This is a genomic window from Neobacillus rhizophilus (assembly GCF_018343535.1).
Taxonomy (GTDB): domain Bacteria; phylum Bacillota; class Bacilli; order Bacillales; family Cytobacillaceae; genus Neobacillus; species Neobacillus rhizophilus.
Genome location: NZ_JAGYPF010000002.1, coordinates 163,870 through 178,498, shown reverse-complemented (window position 1 = coordinate 178,498; position 14,629 = coordinate 163,870). Strand labels below are relative to the sequence as shown.

The 14,629-nt window shown below is 46.7% G+C and carries 18 protein-coding genes; 4 read left to right on the top strand and 14 right to left on the bottom strand.

From position 1 onward, the window contains the following. Positions 1 to 28: 28 nt before the first annotated feature. Both KHA99_RS08835 and KHA99_RS08830 read right to left on the bottom strand, forming a co-directional pair. Positions 29 to 538: a YwhD family protein gene (locus tag KHA99_RS08835; protein WP_213117094.1), complete on the bottom strand. Its 510-nt coding sequence runs from the start codon at positions 536 to 538 to the stop codon at positions 29 to 31. Positions 539 to 556: 18 nt separating this feature from the next. After that, positions 557 to 1,207, bottom strand: coding sequence for a site-2 protease family protein (locus KHA99_RS08830; protein ID WP_213117093.1), 651 nt, complete (start codon positions 1,205 to 1,207; stop codon positions 557 to 559). Positions 1,208 to 1,375: 168 nt separating this feature from the next. On the opposite strand from KHA99_RS08830, the gene thmT reads away from it, so the two are divergent. Then, positions 1,376 to 1,561 carry a 2-hydroxymuconate tautomerase gene (thmT, locus tag KHA99_RS08825; RefSeq protein WP_213117092.1) on the top strand — a complete coding sequence of 62 codons (186 nt, stop codon included), beginning with the start codon at positions 1,376 to 1,378 and terminating at the stop codon, positions 1,559 to 1,561. 116 nt (positions 1,562 to 1,677) lie between these two features. Here thmT and KHA99_RS08820 read toward each other — a convergent pair whose 3' ends face one another. The 4 genes from KHA99_RS08820 to KHA99_RS08805 all read right to left on the bottom strand — a co-directional run bounded on the left by KHA99_RS08820 (position 1,678) and on the right by KHA99_RS08805 (position 4,448). Then, positions 1,678 to 1,908 carry a hypothetical protein gene (locus tag KHA99_RS08820; RefSeq protein WP_213117091.1) on the bottom strand — a complete coding sequence of 77 codons (231 nt, stop codon included), beginning with the start codon at positions 1,906 to 1,908 and terminating at the stop codon, positions 1,678 to 1,680. 135 nt (positions 1,909 to 2,043) lie between these two features. Beyond that, entirely contained in the window at positions 2,044 to 2,556 is a 513-nt protein-coding gene (locus KHA99_RS08815; protein WP_213117090.1) for a YwgA family protein, read from the bottom strand. A 33-nt stretch (positions 2,557 to 2,589) separates the two neighbouring features. Beyond that, positions 2,590 to 3,885, bottom strand: coding sequence for an HD domain-containing protein (locus KHA99_RS08810; RefSeq protein ID WP_213117089.1), 1,296 nt, complete (start codon positions 3,883 to 3,885; stop codon positions 2,590 to 2,592). A 341-nt stretch (positions 3,886 to 4,226) separates the two neighbouring features. After that, positions 4,227 to 4,448, bottom strand: coding sequence for a YuzB family protein (locus KHA99_RS08805; protein WP_213117088.1), 222 nt, complete (start codon positions 4,446 to 4,448; stop codon positions 4,227 to 4,229). Between the two features lie 532 nt (positions 4,449 to 4,980). Between KHA99_RS08805 and KHA99_RS08800 the strand changes: the two genes are divergently transcribed. Then, complete coding sequence (locus KHA99_RS08800) at positions 4,981 to 5,742, top strand: RsfA family transcriptional regulator (RefSeq protein ID WP_213117087.1); 762 nt, start codon at positions 4,981 to 4,983, stop codon at positions 5,740 to 5,742. Positions 5,743 to 5,906: 164 nt separating this feature from the next. On the opposite strand, the gene lipL is transcribed toward KHA99_RS08800, so the two are convergent. After that, a complete protein-coding gene (gene lipL, locus KHA99_RS08795) occupies positions 5,907 to 6,737 on the bottom strand; it encodes an octanoyl-[GcvH]:protein N-octanoyltransferase (RefSeq protein ID WP_213117086.1) in 831 nt (276 codons plus the stop codon). A 256-nt stretch (positions 6,738 to 6,993) separates the two neighbouring features. Beyond that, positions 6,994 to 7,962, bottom strand: coding sequence for a phosphate acetyltransferase (gene pta, locus KHA99_RS08790; protein ID WP_213117085.1), 969 nt, complete (start codon positions 7,960 to 7,962; stop codon positions 6,994 to 6,996). Between the two features lie 248 nt (positions 7,963 to 8,210). On the opposite strand from pta, the gene hemQ reads away from it, so the two are divergent. Next, on the top strand, positions 8,211 to 8,954 hold the full coding sequence (gene hemQ / locus KHA99_RS08785; RefSeq protein ID WP_213117084.1) for a hydrogen peroxide-dependent heme synthase: 744 nt from the start codon (positions 8,211 to 8,213) through the stop codon (positions 8,952 to 8,954). Between the two features lie 185 nt (positions 8,955 to 9,139). After that, positions 9,140 to 9,604: a spore coat protein GerQ gene (gerQ, locus tag KHA99_RS08780; protein WP_213117083.1), complete on the top strand. Its 465-nt coding sequence runs from the start codon at positions 9,140 to 9,142 to the stop codon at positions 9,602 to 9,604. 88 nt (positions 9,605 to 9,692) lie between these two features. On the opposite strand, the gene KHA99_RS08775 is transcribed toward gerQ, so the two are convergent. From KHA99_RS08775 to KHA99_RS08750, 6 genes are all read right to left on the bottom strand, one after another. Next, positions 9,693 to 10,064, bottom strand: a complete 372-nt coding sequence (locus KHA99_RS08775; protein WP_213117082.1) for a DUF423 domain-containing protein — start codon at positions 10,062 to 10,064, stop codon at positions 9,693 to 9,695. Between the two features lie 208 nt (positions 10,065 to 10,272). After that, positions 10,273 to 10,599 carry a YwdI family protein gene (locus tag KHA99_RS08770; protein WP_213117081.1) on the bottom strand — a complete coding sequence of 109 codons (327 nt, stop codon included), beginning with the start codon at positions 10,597 to 10,599 and terminating at the stop codon, positions 10,273 to 10,275. Positions 10,600 to 10,762: 163 nt separating this feature from the next. After that, a complete protein-coding gene (locus KHA99_RS08765; protein ID WP_213117080.1) occupies positions 10,763 to 11,782 on the bottom strand; it encodes a thiazole biosynthesis adenylyltransferase ThiF in 1,020 nt (339 codons plus the stop codon). A gap of 227 nt (positions 11,783 to 12,009) precedes the next feature. After that, the gene (gene moaD / locus KHA99_RS08760; protein WP_213117079.1) at positions 12,010 to 12,243 is read right to left on the bottom strand and encodes a molybdopterin converting factor subunit 1; all 234 of its coding nucleotides are present in this window, start codon (positions 12,241 to 12,243) and stop codon (positions 12,010 to 12,012) included. Next, positions 12,236 to 12,703 carry a molybdenum cofactor biosynthesis protein MoaE gene (locus tag KHA99_RS08755; RefSeq protein WP_213117078.1) on the bottom strand — a complete coding sequence of 156 codons (468 nt, stop codon included), beginning with the start codon at positions 12,701 to 12,703 and terminating at the stop codon, positions 12,236 to 12,238. The genes moaD and KHA99_RS08755 overlap by 8 nt, the downstream gene beginning before the upstream one ends. Continuing rightward, positions 12,704 to 14,626 carry a molybdopterin biosynthesis protein gene (locus KHA99_RS08750; protein WP_213117077.1) on the bottom strand — a complete coding sequence of 641 codons (1,923 nt, stop codon included), beginning with the start codon at positions 14,624 to 14,626 and terminating at the stop codon, positions 12,704 to 12,706. Positions 14,627 to 14,629: the final 3 nt, after the last annotated feature.

Sequence of the window (14,629 nt, the reverse complement as noted above, 5' to 3'; positions counted from 1 at the left end):
AGAGGGTCTTGTTTTTTCCAAAAATATACTATTCAGCCTGCAAGCCGTTTTTCAATTCATCGGTCGAATTGTTCCATAAATCTTCGTTATGACCGCGCAGGAAATCGGCTAGCACCTTTTTCGATTTGTCGTCCATATGGTCGACGATAATGTGGCGCTTCAGTGATTTATCCATGCGGTTGACGTGCTCCGGCAGCGACTTGTAGCCGCGGCGGATTTCCCGATCAACAGTCATGTAGCAAGCAGTTACCCCAGCATAATAAGGACCCTCCGGCTTACGGTCAACCGTCACCCACACAAGCCAATATGGCTTGCCGTTTGGCACCTCGTCCTGATTCGGTAGGAATTTGATCCCTTTTTCGACGACGCTGCGGGCATGCATCGCGCCGACATCAATCTCCGCTTCACCTGCATTGACGTCAATAATGACCGGCGATACATTATCAAGGCTCAATGCACCCTTGCCATAGCCCTTGTGCCCGTCTGTCGGGTCGCTTTTAATAATATTAAAACCTATTTTTTTCTTGTTTTCTTCCATTGATGCTATAAACCTCCTTTAAAAAAACAAACCGTAAAAGAAATTGCTTAATCCACCTGTCACCCAGGGAATGACCGCGCTGAAAATCGGCTGAATCGTATAGTTGTCGAGCGGTGTGATGACTAATATCAGAAAAATTAATATCCCATACTGTTCATATTGTGTCATTTTGGCACGGACTTCATTGGGGGCCAAATCTTCCACAATCCGGTAGCCGTCGAGTGGCGGCAGGGGAAGCAGATTGAAAATGAACAGTACCACATTGAGCTGAATAAAAATTTCAAAAAAATCATATAAACGATCTGGTGCATTGACCCCAAACCGGTTCAGCCCATAGGCGATAATAAAGCCTAGGCAGGCCAGCACCAAATTGCTCAACGGTCCGGCAGCCGACACAAGGACCCCGGCAAGGCGCGGCTTTTTAAAGAAAAAGCGGTTAACCGGAACGGGACGGGCCCAGCCAAAGCCGGCGATAAAAATTAAAATCGTTCCGAATGGGTCGAGATGCTGCAGCGGATTTAAGGTCAGTCGGCCTTGCTTTTGGGCGGTAGAATCGCCAAATTTATAGGCAACATAGGCATGGGCAAATTCGTGAAATGTAAAGGCAAATACAAGCGTAATGGCCACATAGGGAATCAGCTCCAACGGGTATGCGAGAAATCGGTCCAAAGGCGTTTCTCCTCTCTCGTGAAAAGACAGCTTATCTGCCGTTCTATTTTTCTTTAAGTATACATGAAACCGCTTGGAAAAAGAAAACCAAATGTGCCGACGATTCTTGCACATTTTGGCCGTTTGTGAAACACTACAATCAGTACCCATAAAAAGGAGGATTTTAGTATGCCATACGTAACCGTAAAAATGCTAGAAGGACGGACTGAAGAGCAAAAGAAAGCGCTCGTTGAAAAAGTAACCGACGCCGTCAGCGAAACCACTGGCGCACCAAAAGAAAACATCACCATCTTCATCGAAGAAATGAGCAAAAACCACTACGCAAGAGCGGGAGTTCGCTTCAGCGACAAATAAGGTGTCAGGCACCGCTTGTTGACATTTGTCCGCCTTGGGTGGACACTACCCGAATAAAACCAATAAAGTGTGAATCCGCTAGGTCTTGCTTTGGATTCACACTTTATTTTTTATGTTTATAGTTTAAAGTCGTTTTTGGGGCTTTCGAGCTGTATTTTTTCGAGTTCGAGCCTCATTTTTTCCGTTTCAATTAAGTAGTTTTGGTGCTTTAACTTTTCAAGTTCCAACTCGTCCTTTACCATTTTGGCACGCAATTTTGTCTTTTGGACTGATAATCCGCCGACAATTGCGACAATCGGAATCGTAAATACCATTATGATTGCAATCAATCCTGCAAATTCACCCATACTCCAAAACCCCCATCACCACTATTATAGTAAAATTGTACCAAACCTACACAAAAATGGATACCAAGAGCTACAAAAATCCCAATAAAAAACGCCCAGGCATCCTGCAGCAAGCGTGGGCGCTTCAAACTTTATTTAAACTTCCTGTATTACCTTTTCTCTAAGTGCCTCAATATACCGATAAGCCTCATCGATTTCTTCCACCGTATAGCGCTGGCTGCTTTTTAGAGTGAACACCTTCTGGGCCACTTCTTCCTTTGGAAGATTATCAAAATATAAAACCGTCGAAACCAGCTCAAGGAATCTAGCATTCTGGGCATTCATATCGTTCAGGCAATCCTCCAAGCAAGGCATGTCCACTTCGTTTAGACTCAAAAACTCCTTGCCTGAATCGGTCAATGTATAGCGATATTGATAATATCCGCCCTTTTTCTCTTTTACTTCATTAAGAAAACCCATGTTGCAAAGTTCCTCCACGCGGGTGGTCAATTCCTCGGAGTATGGGCCGTAAAAATGAAATTGGAAGCGATCTTGAAACGGAAAATCAATTTTTTTGGCAATATATATCATCTTCTGCAGTTTTTTCCTTCCGATAATTTCACCGGAAACTAGAATTGCCTGCATCAGTTTGGCATGGTCTTTCAGCAATTTTCGTCATCTCCTACTCCATTTAACAATTCTCTATTGTAAAAGGGCGCGAATTTTCTTTTTCCACTCTGCCCCGCTGGCAGTGTCCTCAAGAAAATCAGCCGGATAGTAAAGCTTGTGGTCCGTTCTGCGTTTTCCCGAAATCGCATCGACGATTTCCGATTCGCGGGAAAGCTCCCGCAAGTCCCCATTTTTCATCAACAGGTGAATCGGCAGCCGTTCCTCTTCCTCGCCTGGACGGTAAAAGTCATACGGCAGATCTGATGAAGAATCGACCACCAAGTAATATTCGGGGTCAATTCCTGCTTTTTCAAAAAGTACCGTTAATTCGGCAAGCTTCTTGTATTCCTTGGCAGGATCAAATTCGGCATACTTAAATAAATTCCGATTGACAAAGCGTCGGCAGAGGTCGCTTAATATAGGGTCGACCTCCTCCTGCCAGATCTGAAAATAAAACATAATCACAGATTCATCTAATTTTAAATAGTCTTCTAAAGTCACTTGCTCCGTGAAAAAAGAGATAAAGTGAATCGGTTCATGTTTAAAAGAATAGTTGTTCTTAAATAATTCCTTGGCACGGTGGAGGATTTTTGTCAAAATAACCTCGGCACTGCGTGAGACTGGGTGGAAGTATACCTGCCAGTACATTTGGTAGCGGCTCATGATATAATCCTCGACCGCATGCATGCCGCTCTTTTTAATAACGACCTGGTCCTCGCGCGGGCGCATCACCCGTAAAATCCGCTCCATGTCAAACTGCCCGTAGCTTACCCCCGTAAAGTAGGCATCGCGCTGGAGGTAATCCATCCGGTCGGCGTCAATTTGACTGGAAATCAGGCTGACGACCATCTTCTTTTCCGATGTTTTCGCGATCACTTCGGCAACCTGCTCAGGAAACTCTGGGCTTACCCTTAGGAGGACTCTGTTTACCTCTGTGCTTCCGAGGATAATTGCACGGGTAAAATCTTCGTGGTCAAAGCCGAACACCTTCTCAAAGGCGTGGGAAAACGGACCGTGGCCGAGGTCGTGCAGCAAGGCAGCGCAAAGGGTGAGCAGGCGGTCATCGTCATTCCATTCCGCCCTTCCTTCGAACACATCATCAATGATCCGGCGGACAATTTCGTAAACGCCAAGGGAATGGTTGAATCGGCTGTGTTCGGCACCGTGAAAGGTCAAAAAGGTCGTCCCCAGCTGCTTAATGCGTCTTAAACGCTGAAACTCCTTCGTCCCGACCAAATCCCAAATCACCCGGTCGCGGACGTGGACATAGCGATGAACGGGGTCCTTAAACACTTTTTCTTCGCTCAATTTTTCCGCCGAATACACCATTGGCTTCCCTCTTCCTGATCTTTCTTGGCTAATAAAAAAGTATAAACTTTCTGCCGAAAGCTTTATACTTTCTTAACGCATAAATTCAACTACCCCTCTGTCTTCGTCCTATCGGACTCGCCAATCGGCGAGTTTTCATTTAATTCTATTATATCCCCATCAAATGGGTAAATCATCCAAAATTCAACAATTTTCTTCAGTATTTTTCGACAATACTGCTACGACAATAATGGTGACAGTATTGGTGCCTAGCACCGGCCGCGGACATTTGTCCGCATGGGGTGGACACCAGCCAGACCGAACAAAAAGAAAAATCACCTTGGCACAGTGTTCAAAGGTGATTATTTTAATTTTTTATTGACTTTTTCCATTAATTCCTCTTCTGTCAGAGCCGCGAGCGGGCGGTTATTGACGAAGGCGAAGGTCTTTTTCCGGCCTGGTCCGCAATAGGACTGACAGCCAATTTTAATCTCGGCCTCCGGGTCAATTTCTTTCAGACGAGGGATCAATGTCTTTAAATTTACGGCCTGACAATCGTCGCACACACGAAATTCATTGGACATCTTTCTTACAACCCTTTCTACATAAACAATCTATAAATAATAGTTTAACCAACTACCATATTGAAATTACAAAGCGAAAAGTTCCATTTTGAAAAAACTTTATAAAACCTTGGTCCGTACATTGAACTCCTAAGGTATTTTACATTTTCTCTGTTTTCAATGCAAGTTGCAAAGTTTAGCAATCATGGTTCTACTTCTCAATAAACCGCTACACTACCGCCGCCAAATCGGTACACCCAGAGCAAATCATCCAATCGCTGCTTTATATTTGCTAATAAGAAAGTATAAACTTTCTGTCGAAAGCTTTATACTTTCTTAACGCATAAATTCAACTACGCCTCTGTCTTCGTCCTATCGGACTCGCCAATCGGCGAGTTTTCATTTAACCTATTAGCAAAAAAATCTATTATCCTTTTAACCATTTTGGTATAAAGCCTAGAAAACTTGTCCATCATAAGACTAGAACTTTTTATAATTTCGCCGGAATTTGCCCGGCAAATCATGTGGAAATTATGTTAGGGAGATGAAAAATATGAAAGTTCGTCAAGATGCATGGACAGATGAAGACGATTTGCTATTGGCTGAAACCGTCCTCAGACACGTGAGGGAGGGCAGCACCCAGCTGAACGCATTTGAAGAGGTAGGTGACAAATTGAACCGGACCTCCGCAGCCTGCGGCTTCAGATGGAACGCCGTTGTCCGCCATCGCTATGAAAAAGCGTTGCAGTTAGCGAAAAAACAGCGCAAACAAAGACAAAGAATCCTAGGAAAGGATCAAGGCGGCAAGAAAAAGCTTCTCTACAATCCGCCGGTTCCAGTCTCCGAAGATTTAGGAGTTTTAAACGTTCAGAGTGAAGTGATGCCTGAGGCTTCTGCTGAAATGCAGGACATGACGGTTGAAATGGCAGTTGAAGCATTGGTGCAGACGCAAGCGCAAACAGCGCCGGTACAGACCTACAGACCAGCCGTGACAGCATCCGCATCAGGTCTCACAATGGATACCATCATTGCTTTCTTGGAAAACTTTAAACATTCCAATCTGCAAAATGATGTATTAAAAACTGAGAATGAAAGATTGAAAAGGGAAATTGCTGACCTGAGACAGCAAAATGAAGAATTGAGCGCGAAAGTCAGGGATCTTGAGGATAACCGCGAAACGATGCAAGAAGATTACGAGACCCTCATGAAGATTATGAACCGCGCCCGCAAGCTTGTTCTTTTTGAGGAAGAGGAACGGCCGGCAACAAAGTTCAAAATGGACCGTAACGGGAACCTCGAAAAGGTAGCCGAATAATTCTCTAGACAGAAAGCACAGGGAGAGAGACGCACAGCATCTTTATTCAAAAAAAGCCGTACATCCTTTACAAAGGGTATGACGGCTTTTTTGCTTGGAAAAATTGGCTCCACGAACCGCCCGCCGCCGTGCCACCACCACTCCGGTTCACCCCGGCGGTCCCCCTACATCTCCGCCAGCTTTTCATTTCGCTCGACAATTCTCTGGTAGTAGCCCGGCAAAAGCTCCAGCTCGTATTCATTTAACGGGCCTGCAAACAGCAGGTCACTGTTATTTTTCAACTCCGTTAACAGCCTGAGCATGACGTCCCCTATGCTAAGTTCAACTTTGAGCAGCTCAGAAAGTGAAGCCATGACTTCCGGAACGATTTCCGGATACGCGAACCTAGTTTGCTCATTTCGTTTGGCTTTTCTGTAAAATTCGCGAACGAGTTCGGCGCGTCCCGACCCACTGCCGTTTACACAAAGGTAAATCTGGACAGCAACCCCTTTTTTCAAACGGCGCTGCGAGATGCCGGCAAATTTTTTCCCGCCGATGCTGAGGTCATAGCTGCCTGGGCAGTAGGAACCGACGATTTCCCTCGCTTCAATCTGCTGAGTGAAATCAGCAAACATACGCTGGATTAGCACCCACATCGCGTCATAGCCGCGGTTGATGTCGATTCCTTTTTCCGCCTCCGGAAGGATCAACGAAATGTTAAGGACCCCTTCATCGAGAACCACGGCAAGTCCGCCGGAATTCCGGACGATAGACTGATGGCCCTTTTTATGTAAAAATTGAATGCCCTCCTGTAAGAATGGCAGTTTTGTATCTTGTATGCCAAGGACGATGGTGTTGTGATGCACCCAGGCGCGCGCTGTTGCCGGGGCCTGGCCCGCACCAACCGAGGCACACAGCGTGTCATCGATGCCAAATGACTGAAGCGCCTGAAAATGCGGCCCTACCGAGGACTGGTCAATGATCCGCCACTGTGGCTGTCGTAATAAACCTTCCATTTTAGTTGCTCCTTGTACAGTATGATGGAGTTATTTTATCAAAATGCTTCGGGAAAAAATAGTTTGGGATATCTCAAAGGAGGATATCGACACATTTCTGTGCTATATCAACACATTTCTGCAACTTATCTACACAAATTTTTCAGATATCTACAATTTCCACGATATATCTACACATTTTCGCAAGATATCTACAAATTGATTCAACCCGAAAAAAAGAGCCAGTCCAAACCTCGGACAAGCCCTCAAAATATCATTACAATCCCTGTGCCGCCGTAATCAACGCCAGCTTATAAACGTCCTCTTCGTTACAGCCGCGGGAAAGGTCGTTCACCGGCGCGTTTAGCCCCTGTAAAATCGGGCCGACTGCTTCAAAGCGGCCTAAGCGCTGGGCAATTTTGTAGCCGATATTTCCTGCTTCCAAACTAGGGAAGATAAATACATTTGCATCACCCTGCAGCACGGAGCCAGGTGCTTTGCTTTTTGCCACAGAAGGGACAAAGGCAGCGTCAAATTGGAACTCCCCGTCGAGCACAAGCGACGGTTCGCGGCGTTTTGCCTCTTCCACAGCAGCCACAACCCGTTCTGTTTCCTCTGATTTCGCAGAGCCCTTCGTTGAGAAAGATAGCATTGCCACGCGCGGCTCAAGATCAAACATTTCCGCCGTTTTTGCGCTTTCAATCGCGATTTCCGCCAAATCCATGCTGTCCGGCGCAATATTGATCGCACAATCGGCAAACACATATTTCTCATCCTCGCGGACTATGATAAACACGCCGGAGGTTTTCTTCACGCCAGCCTTCGTCTTAATGATTTGCAAGGCCGGGCGAACGGTATCAGCAGTCGAATGAGCCGCACCGCTGACAAGTCCATGTGCTTTATTTGTATATACCAGCATTGTGCCAAAGTAGTTTTCATCTAATAAAATCTTGCGGGCATCCTCTTCGGTTGCTTTTCCATTGCGGCGTTCCACAAAGGCAGCCACAAGTTCATCCATTCCCGCGTAGCTCGCTGGGTCATAAATTTCTGCGGCATCCAAGGATACGCCAAGCTCCTGGGCTTTTGCCTGAACCTGTTCAATGTTCCCCACCAGAATTGGCGTAAGCAGGTTTTCCTCCGCTAAGCGGCTGGCCGCTCTGACAATCCGCTCATCCATGCCTTCTGGAAAAACAATTTTCAAGCCACGTCCGGAAATTTTATTCTTCAATCCTTCAAACAAATCCACACCTAACACTCCTTTTAAAAAAACTCCTTTAAATCAGCATACTTTACCAAATTATTTTTTCAAGCGATGTTCATCACAGACAACGCTTCCACGGAGAAGTTTTAGTTTTCAAAAAATAAGCACTCTACTTTTTACTATTCTCTTTATTTCATAAAAATATCCTCTAAAGGTTTATTTGGGGAAACCTTGGTCAAACTATGGTATAGTTATGGTTGTTTAAGAAGAATGATTACATAGGAGTGATTTTAATGAGTGAAGCAGCACAAACGCTTGATGGCTGGTACTGCCTGCATGATTTCCGCACTGTGGACTGGACCACCTGGAAGATGCTTTCTGAAGATGAGCGCCAAGCGGCGATTCACGAGTTTTTAAGTCTGATTGAAAAATGGAACACCACCCAAGAACGCAAAGAAGGCAGCCATGCTTTATATACAATCGTCGGCCAAAAGGCAGATTTTATGATGATGATTCTCCGCCCGACAATGGAAGAACTGAACCAAATTGAAACCGAATTCAATAAAACCAAATTTGCCGAATTCCTCGTGCCGGCTCATTCTTATGTGTCCGTTGTCGAGCTCAGTAACTACCTGCCTGCAGGAGAGGATCCGTACCAGAACCCGCAAATTTTGGCACGCCTATATCCAACTCTGCCAAAAACCAAGCATGTCTGCTTCTATCCAATGGACAAGCGCCGCCAAGGCAATGATAACTGGTACATGCTGCCGATGGAGGAGCGCCGCAATATGATGCGCAGCCATGGCATGATCGGCCGCCAGTATGCTGGCAAGGTCCGCCAAATCATCACCGGTTCTGTCGGTTTCGATGATTACGAGTGGGGCGTAACCCTGTTCGCGGACGATGTCCTGCAGTTTAAAAAACTTGTTTATGAAATGCGTTTTGACGAAGTCAGCGCCCGCTACGGTGAATTTGGGGCATTCTTTGTCGGCAACCTGTTAGAGGACGAACGCATCCCGAATTTCTTACACGTATAACTCGTTTGTTTAAAAGCTCCCAACTCAAAACTGGGAGCTTTTTTCATTTGCACCTCGTCCTAAAGTCATATCTCCAAACTTTCCCTCATACTAATAAAACAGCGAGAAGTAGGAACCAATTTATGGTTCGTGAGTATGTATAGACTGTTGGGCTTTTTATTTATATTTTTTTAGGAGGGAATAAAATGAGCCAATATTACAATCCTCAAGGATTTCAGCCTTATACTGGCGGTGGAGCCGGAATGCAAGGGGCCCAGCCAATCTCTGGCGGGCAGGGATTTGTTCCCACTCAGTCGGGAGGATTTCCGCCAGGAGGAGCTGTTCCGCCAAGGCCGCCAGCCGGAGGCAGTTCCGTTCCAGGCATGCTGCCAATTGAACAATCGTATATTGAGAATATTTTACGCTTAAACAAAGGCAAGCTTGTATCTGTATTTGCTACATTTGAAGGCAACACACAGTGGAATGCCAAAGAATTCAGAGGAATTATTGAGGCAGCCGGCCGTGACCATGTAATCTTAAGCGATCCGCAAAAAGGCACCCGCTTCCTAATTCCAATGGTAGCCGTCGATTACATCACATTTGCTGAAGAAATCGAGTATGACTATCCTTACGGCGCAGGTCCTCAATTAGGTACTTACCCGCCAAGATAAATAGAAAAGCGGCAGCTCCTTGACCAGTCGCTAGAGCTAGAAAGATGAAAAAAGCATTGAGCTCACGTCTCAATGCTTTTTTTCATGATTAAAATTGTTTTACCGCTCCAAGAATCATCAATACCCAAGCCGCTAGGAAGCAAACGCCGCCGATTGGGGTGATGGCGCCAAGCGGGCCGATTTTTGTTAAGCTTAATAGATACAAGCTGCCACTGAATAAGATGATACCAACAAGCATTAACCAGCCTGACCAAGTAAATAAAGAGCTAGTTGCAGCTTTTCCAAGCAGCAGGCCAATGATTAAAATGCCGGTCGCATGAAACATTTGATAGGTAACGCCAGTCTTCCAAATCTCAAGATAATGAGCATCTAATCTGTCCTTTAGGCCGTGTGCCCCAAAGGCACCAAGTGCGACTGCCAAAAAGGCATTAATAGCGCCGATAACAATAAAAGTTTTCATATTTTTGTTCTCTCCTTTTGTCTAGCTGCAGCGACTAGCCCCTCTGTGGTCTACAGCCAATCCGTCAAGAAGGCTTGTATTATGCTTGGCTACAGAAAGCTATTGCTTTCTGTACGCATTAAGGGCGACTAAGCTACTGGCTTCGCTAACTTGCCAGCAGCAAATTCGCCCTATATCGGGGCTGGTCAAGGCGCTTCCGCTTTTCTATTTAAAAATCAAACAACGAATCGCCGTTGGCCTCATCGTCCAGTTCCAATTTTTTTGGCTGTGTTAATGATGCCGGCTGTTGAAAAATCGGCTGCTGGACAGCGGGCTGAAAGGCTGCTGGTTGAAAAACTTGAGCTGTAGTCGCTTGCTGAATAGGAGCAGTCGCAGGCTGCACATCTCGTCCGGTCTGCTTTTCTTCCAATATCAATTCGCATAATATTTTAATAGAGTAAACCCTTTCCCGCAAGCTTTCTTCCTTATGGCTGGCCCGTGCCTGATTCAGTTCTTCTTCCATTTTTGCTAATAGTTTTTGGACTGATATATTCACGTTCTAATACTCCTCATTTTCGGTCTCTGTTTTATTCTACATGAGTATCGGCTTTTTTTCGAAAAAATAGACTTTCACAGGCTTTCGACATATTTCAAATGTTCCACGTGAAACTTGTTGAAATTTGTAAGACCCGCACCTTCCAAGGTACGGGTCCGTTAATTTATCCTAATATTCTTTGATAGACTGTCTTCGCATGGGTCAAATCTTTTGTCCCGTGAATGAGGGCCCGGCCGTCTTGGAAGATGACCATCCGCTCCTCGCCCATTTCCACCGACACTAAATATGGATTGCCTTTTACAGTGTAGCCGAGCGTGCTAAGCTGGCCGGCAAGCTGTTCTAGTGAGATTTTCCCAGACTTTGAAGGACGGATTTGCACCGTATCGCGGCCGCACAGGACAGTTGTCTTTGTCATATTTTCACTGTCGAGATAAGGATATGTCCGATCCTCTCCGCAAGATAAGCATCCTGCAAATTTTGCCTTCGACATTTTTAAGCTCGTATATTGATTTCTCCATAAATCGAAGCTGACGAAGGTCTGCCGCACTGCATCCCAATCCTCGACCAGCATCTTCAATGCCTCGGCCGTTTGATGGGCAATGACCATTTGCACAGCCGGAGAAATAATGCCGCCTGTATCGCAGGTCATTCCCTGAAGCGGAATGGTCCTCAGTAGGCAATTCAAGCACGGTGTTTTCCCCGGAATGATGGAAAAACTCATCCCATAACTGCCGACGCAGGCCCCATAGATCCAAGGAATGTTGTATTTCTGGGAAACGTCGTTCATCGCCATCCGCGTTTCAAAATTATCCGTCGCATCAAGCATCAAGTCGACTCCTGCCGCTAATTCCTCCAACAGTTCCGGGGTGGCGTCACCAATGATGGCATTGATTTCAACATCTGAATTAATTGCCTTTAGCCGTTTTTCTGCGGCGGCGGCTTTAGGCAGTTTCTCTGCCACATCCTCTTCTGTATAAAGCTGCTGGCGCTGCAGATTACTAGCTTCTACATAGTCCCGATCGACGATGGTTAATCTGCCTACACCGGCACGTGTCAGGATTTCCGCACTCCCCGAACCAAGAGCCCCGGCTCCGATGATTAACACATGCTTTTTGCTTATTTTTTCTTGGCCTTCCTTGCCGATACCGGGGAAAAGGACTTGCCTTGAGTAGCGTTCGTTCATAAAGATCCCCTTTCTAGAAGAAAACTCGCCTTTTGGCGAGCTTTTAGGGCATTAATTTACAAATTTTAAAGAAAAATTGCTTTTCTAAATTGCATTTTATTGAATTACCGATTCATTTCACTGTCTATTGGCGAATTTTTGGATTCTATTGGCGAATCCAGACGTTCTATTGGCGAATTTCACATTTCTATTGGCGAATCTGACCACTCTATTGGCGAATCGAAAAATCAGCCACCGCTAACCGGAGGAATAAACGCGATCTCATCTCCATCCTGGATGACTTCATCATTAGAAGCAAACTCTTCATTAATCGCAGTCATGACCGTGTCCATCCGCGGCAGGTCGTACTTCTCAGAGAGCTCCGCCTTCAACTGCGCCACTGTTTTCCCGCTGGCATCCAGACACAGAAACTCCTCACCAACCGCATCGCGCAAATGGGCGAAAAATAAAATTTTATTCACTTAAATCACCTTCCTCAGGCTTTCCGCTCGGATAGGCCTTCGTTTCGAGCTGGTTGCCGACCCATTCCTCGCCGTCCTCCCAGTGCTCCTTCTTCCAAATCGGGACAATTTCCTTAATCCGTTCAATCGCATAGCGGTTCGCTTCATAGGCATCAGCCCGGTGCGGCGTCGACACCGCGATCACCACCGCGACATCGGTAATATCTAAGCGCCCGACCCGATGAGTAATCGCAACTTGAGAGCCCGCCCAGCGTTCTTCAATCTCGCGGCCAATCTGCTCCAGCTTTTTCACAGCCATCGCTTCATATGCTTCATAGATTAAAAACAACGTCTTTTTCCCATAGGTCAATTCCCGGACGGTGCCGATAAAGGTAGTAATCGCGCCTGCTTCGCGTTGGACCACCTTGTCGATGACCTCCTGTATATTAATCGGTTCTTTCGAAATCTCGTAAAACTTCAATTATTTCACCTCTTCAGCCAAGCGCTTTGGCTCGGCGTTTTCCACCACTTGATAGCCGCCGATTTTCTCCACCTGAGCCTTGAAGGCAGGGGAATGGATGATTTCTGCTAGCAGCTTGAACTGTTCGCTTTCGTAAAAGCTTCTGGTCATAACTAAATCGTATTCCTCGTCGGAAACCGGAACGAACTCCAAGCCCATTGCCTTTGCCGCTGGATAAATGCCGAGGCCAGCGCCACAAGCATCACTCTTCACTTCCGCAGCAACTGCTAAATGCGAGAACATTTCGCGGTCATAGCCCGCTATTCCCTCCGGCTCAAGGCCCGCTTCCTCCAGCAGCATATCAAACAAAATCCTCGTGCCGGCGCCTTTTTGGCGGTTCACAAAGTTTGCTCCCTTTTCCACCAAATCACGCACGTCACGGATTTCAAGCGGATTGCCGGCCGGCAATATCCAACCCTGCTTGCGCTTCAAAAATGGATACAGGACAACCTCCTGACCGGCTAACAACCGGCGTACATATGATATATTATATTGTTTTGTCTCAGGGTCAAGCAAATGAATCCCCGCCACATGGGCCTCGCCTTTTCGGATTGCCATAATGCCTGCCATGCTGCCTACATGCGAGGAGACAATTTTCATCTCGGTTCGCACCTGCTTCAGCGCCGATGACAACAGGTCTATCGTCAAATCGTGGCTGCCCGTAAACATGATGGCATTCCGAATTTCCTCTAGCGGCCGAAGCAACTCCACTTCCGCCAGCTCGCCTTGTTCATAGCCGATCACATCCGGCGGCACCACCAATAATCCGTCCGCACGTACATAAGACATCGTCACCCCAGCCGCTCTTGTCAGCGGATTAGCGACAAACTGGCCATTCACAAAGCCGATATTCATTCGCACAAAATCCTCAGCGCCCATCGACGAAACGATGCGCCGGCCAAGCTTGACGGTAACCTTCTGCCGCTCTGGCTCCGGCACACCCAAGTACTTGCAGACAAGCGGCCGTGCGAACCATTCCAGCGCCAGATAAGCCGAAACCGGATATCCCGGTACGCCAATCACAACCGTTCCATTAATCTTACCCAATATAACCGGCTTGCCAGGACGTGCCGCAACGCCATGAGTATAAACCGTACCAAGCTCCTGAATAATATGAACGGTATAATCCTTTCGACCCGCCGATGACCCAGCATTGATGACGATAAAATCCGAAGTCTCGGAAGCCTCCAAAAGCGCCTCTTTAATCTTCTCCGGCTCATCCTTGACAATCCGATGCAAGCGCGGCTCGCCGCCCCACTCTTTGATAAAATTGGCAAATACCGTCCCGTTAAATTCAACAATTTTCCCAGGCGCCATCTCCTGCCCGGGCTCGACCAGTTCATTCCCGGTCGGAATCACGGCCACAACTGGTTTTTTCACAACCGCTACCGAAAGCAGCCCCGAAGCAATCAGCACGCCCAAATCAGCAGGCCGCAGCACATGCCCTTGCGGAAACAGCATTTCCTCCTGAACGATATCCTCGCCAATCGGCCGGATATGCTGCCAAGGGGTTGCCGGCTCGATGATTTCAATCGTATCATCGTCCAACACCTGGACATGCTCAATCATAATCACTGCATTAAACGGCGATGGAATCGCATTTCCCGTATCGACGTGAACAAATTGCACCCCAAGCTTTAAATGGAGCGGGTTTTGCTCATGGGCCGTGTACGTGCTTTCCGCTACAACCGCGACCCCATCCATCGCCGAGGCATGATAATGAGGAGTCGAAAACGGCGCAAAAATTGGTTCCGCGGTCACACGGCCAAGTGCGTCTACTGTCGGTATCAATTCTTTTTCCGGAGTTACCTCAAAGGCAGCAAGAATCTCATCTCGCGCCTCGAAACGCGGTTTATCTTCCAAGTAAATTTTCCGTTTATACATGAC

What these genes read in the sequence shown, in the direction of transcription:
- KHA99_RS08835 (WP_213117094.1), bottom strand. Translation starts at nt 538, where the DNA reads ATGGAAGAAAACAAGAAAAAAATAGGTTTTAATATTATTAAAAGCGAC.
- thmT (WP_213117092.1), top strand. Translation starts at nt 1,376, where the DNA reads ATGCCATACGTAACCGTAAAAATGCTAGAAGGACGGACTGAAGAGCAA.
- KHA99_RS08820 (WP_213117091.1), bottom strand. Translation starts at nt 1,908, where the DNA reads ATGGGTGAATTTGCAGGATTGATTGCAATCATAATGGTATTTACGATT.
- KHA99_RS08810 (WP_213117089.1), bottom strand. Translation starts at nt 3,885, where the DNA reads ATGGTGTATTCGGCGGAAAAATTGAGCGAAGAAAAAGTGTTTAAGGAC.
- KHA99_RS08805 (WP_213117088.1), bottom strand. Translation starts at nt 4,448, where the DNA reads ATGTCCAATGAATTTCGTGTGTGCGACGATTGTCAGGCCGTAAATTTA.
- KHA99_RS08800 (WP_213117087.1), top strand. Translation starts at nt 4,981, where the DNA reads ATGAAAGTTCGTCAAGATGCATGGACAGATGAAGACGATTTGCTATTG.
- lipL (WP_213117086.1), bottom strand. Translation starts at nt 6,737, where the DNA reads ATGGAAGGTTTATTACGACAGCCACAGTGGCGGATCATTGACCAGTCC.
- hemQ (WP_213117084.1), top strand. Translation starts at nt 8,211, where the DNA reads ATGAGTGAAGCAGCACAAACGCTTGATGGCTGGTACTGCCTGCATGAT.
- gerQ (WP_213117083.1), top strand. Translation starts at nt 9,140, where the DNA reads ATGAGCCAATATTACAATCCTCAAGGATTTCAGCCTTATACTGGCGGT.
- KHA99_RS08775 (WP_213117082.1), bottom strand. Translation starts at nt 10,064, where the DNA reads ATGAAAACTTTTATTGTTATCGGCGCTATTAATGCCTTTTTGGCAGTC.
- KHA99_RS08765 (WP_213117080.1), bottom strand. Translation starts at nt 11,782, where the DNA reads ATGAACGAACGCTACTCAAGGCAAGTCCTTTTCCCCGGTATCGGCAAG.
- KHA99_RS08750 (WP_213117077.1), bottom strand. Translation starts at nt 14,626, where the DNA reads ATGTATAAACGGAAAATTTACTTGGAAGATAAACCGCGTTTCGAGGCG.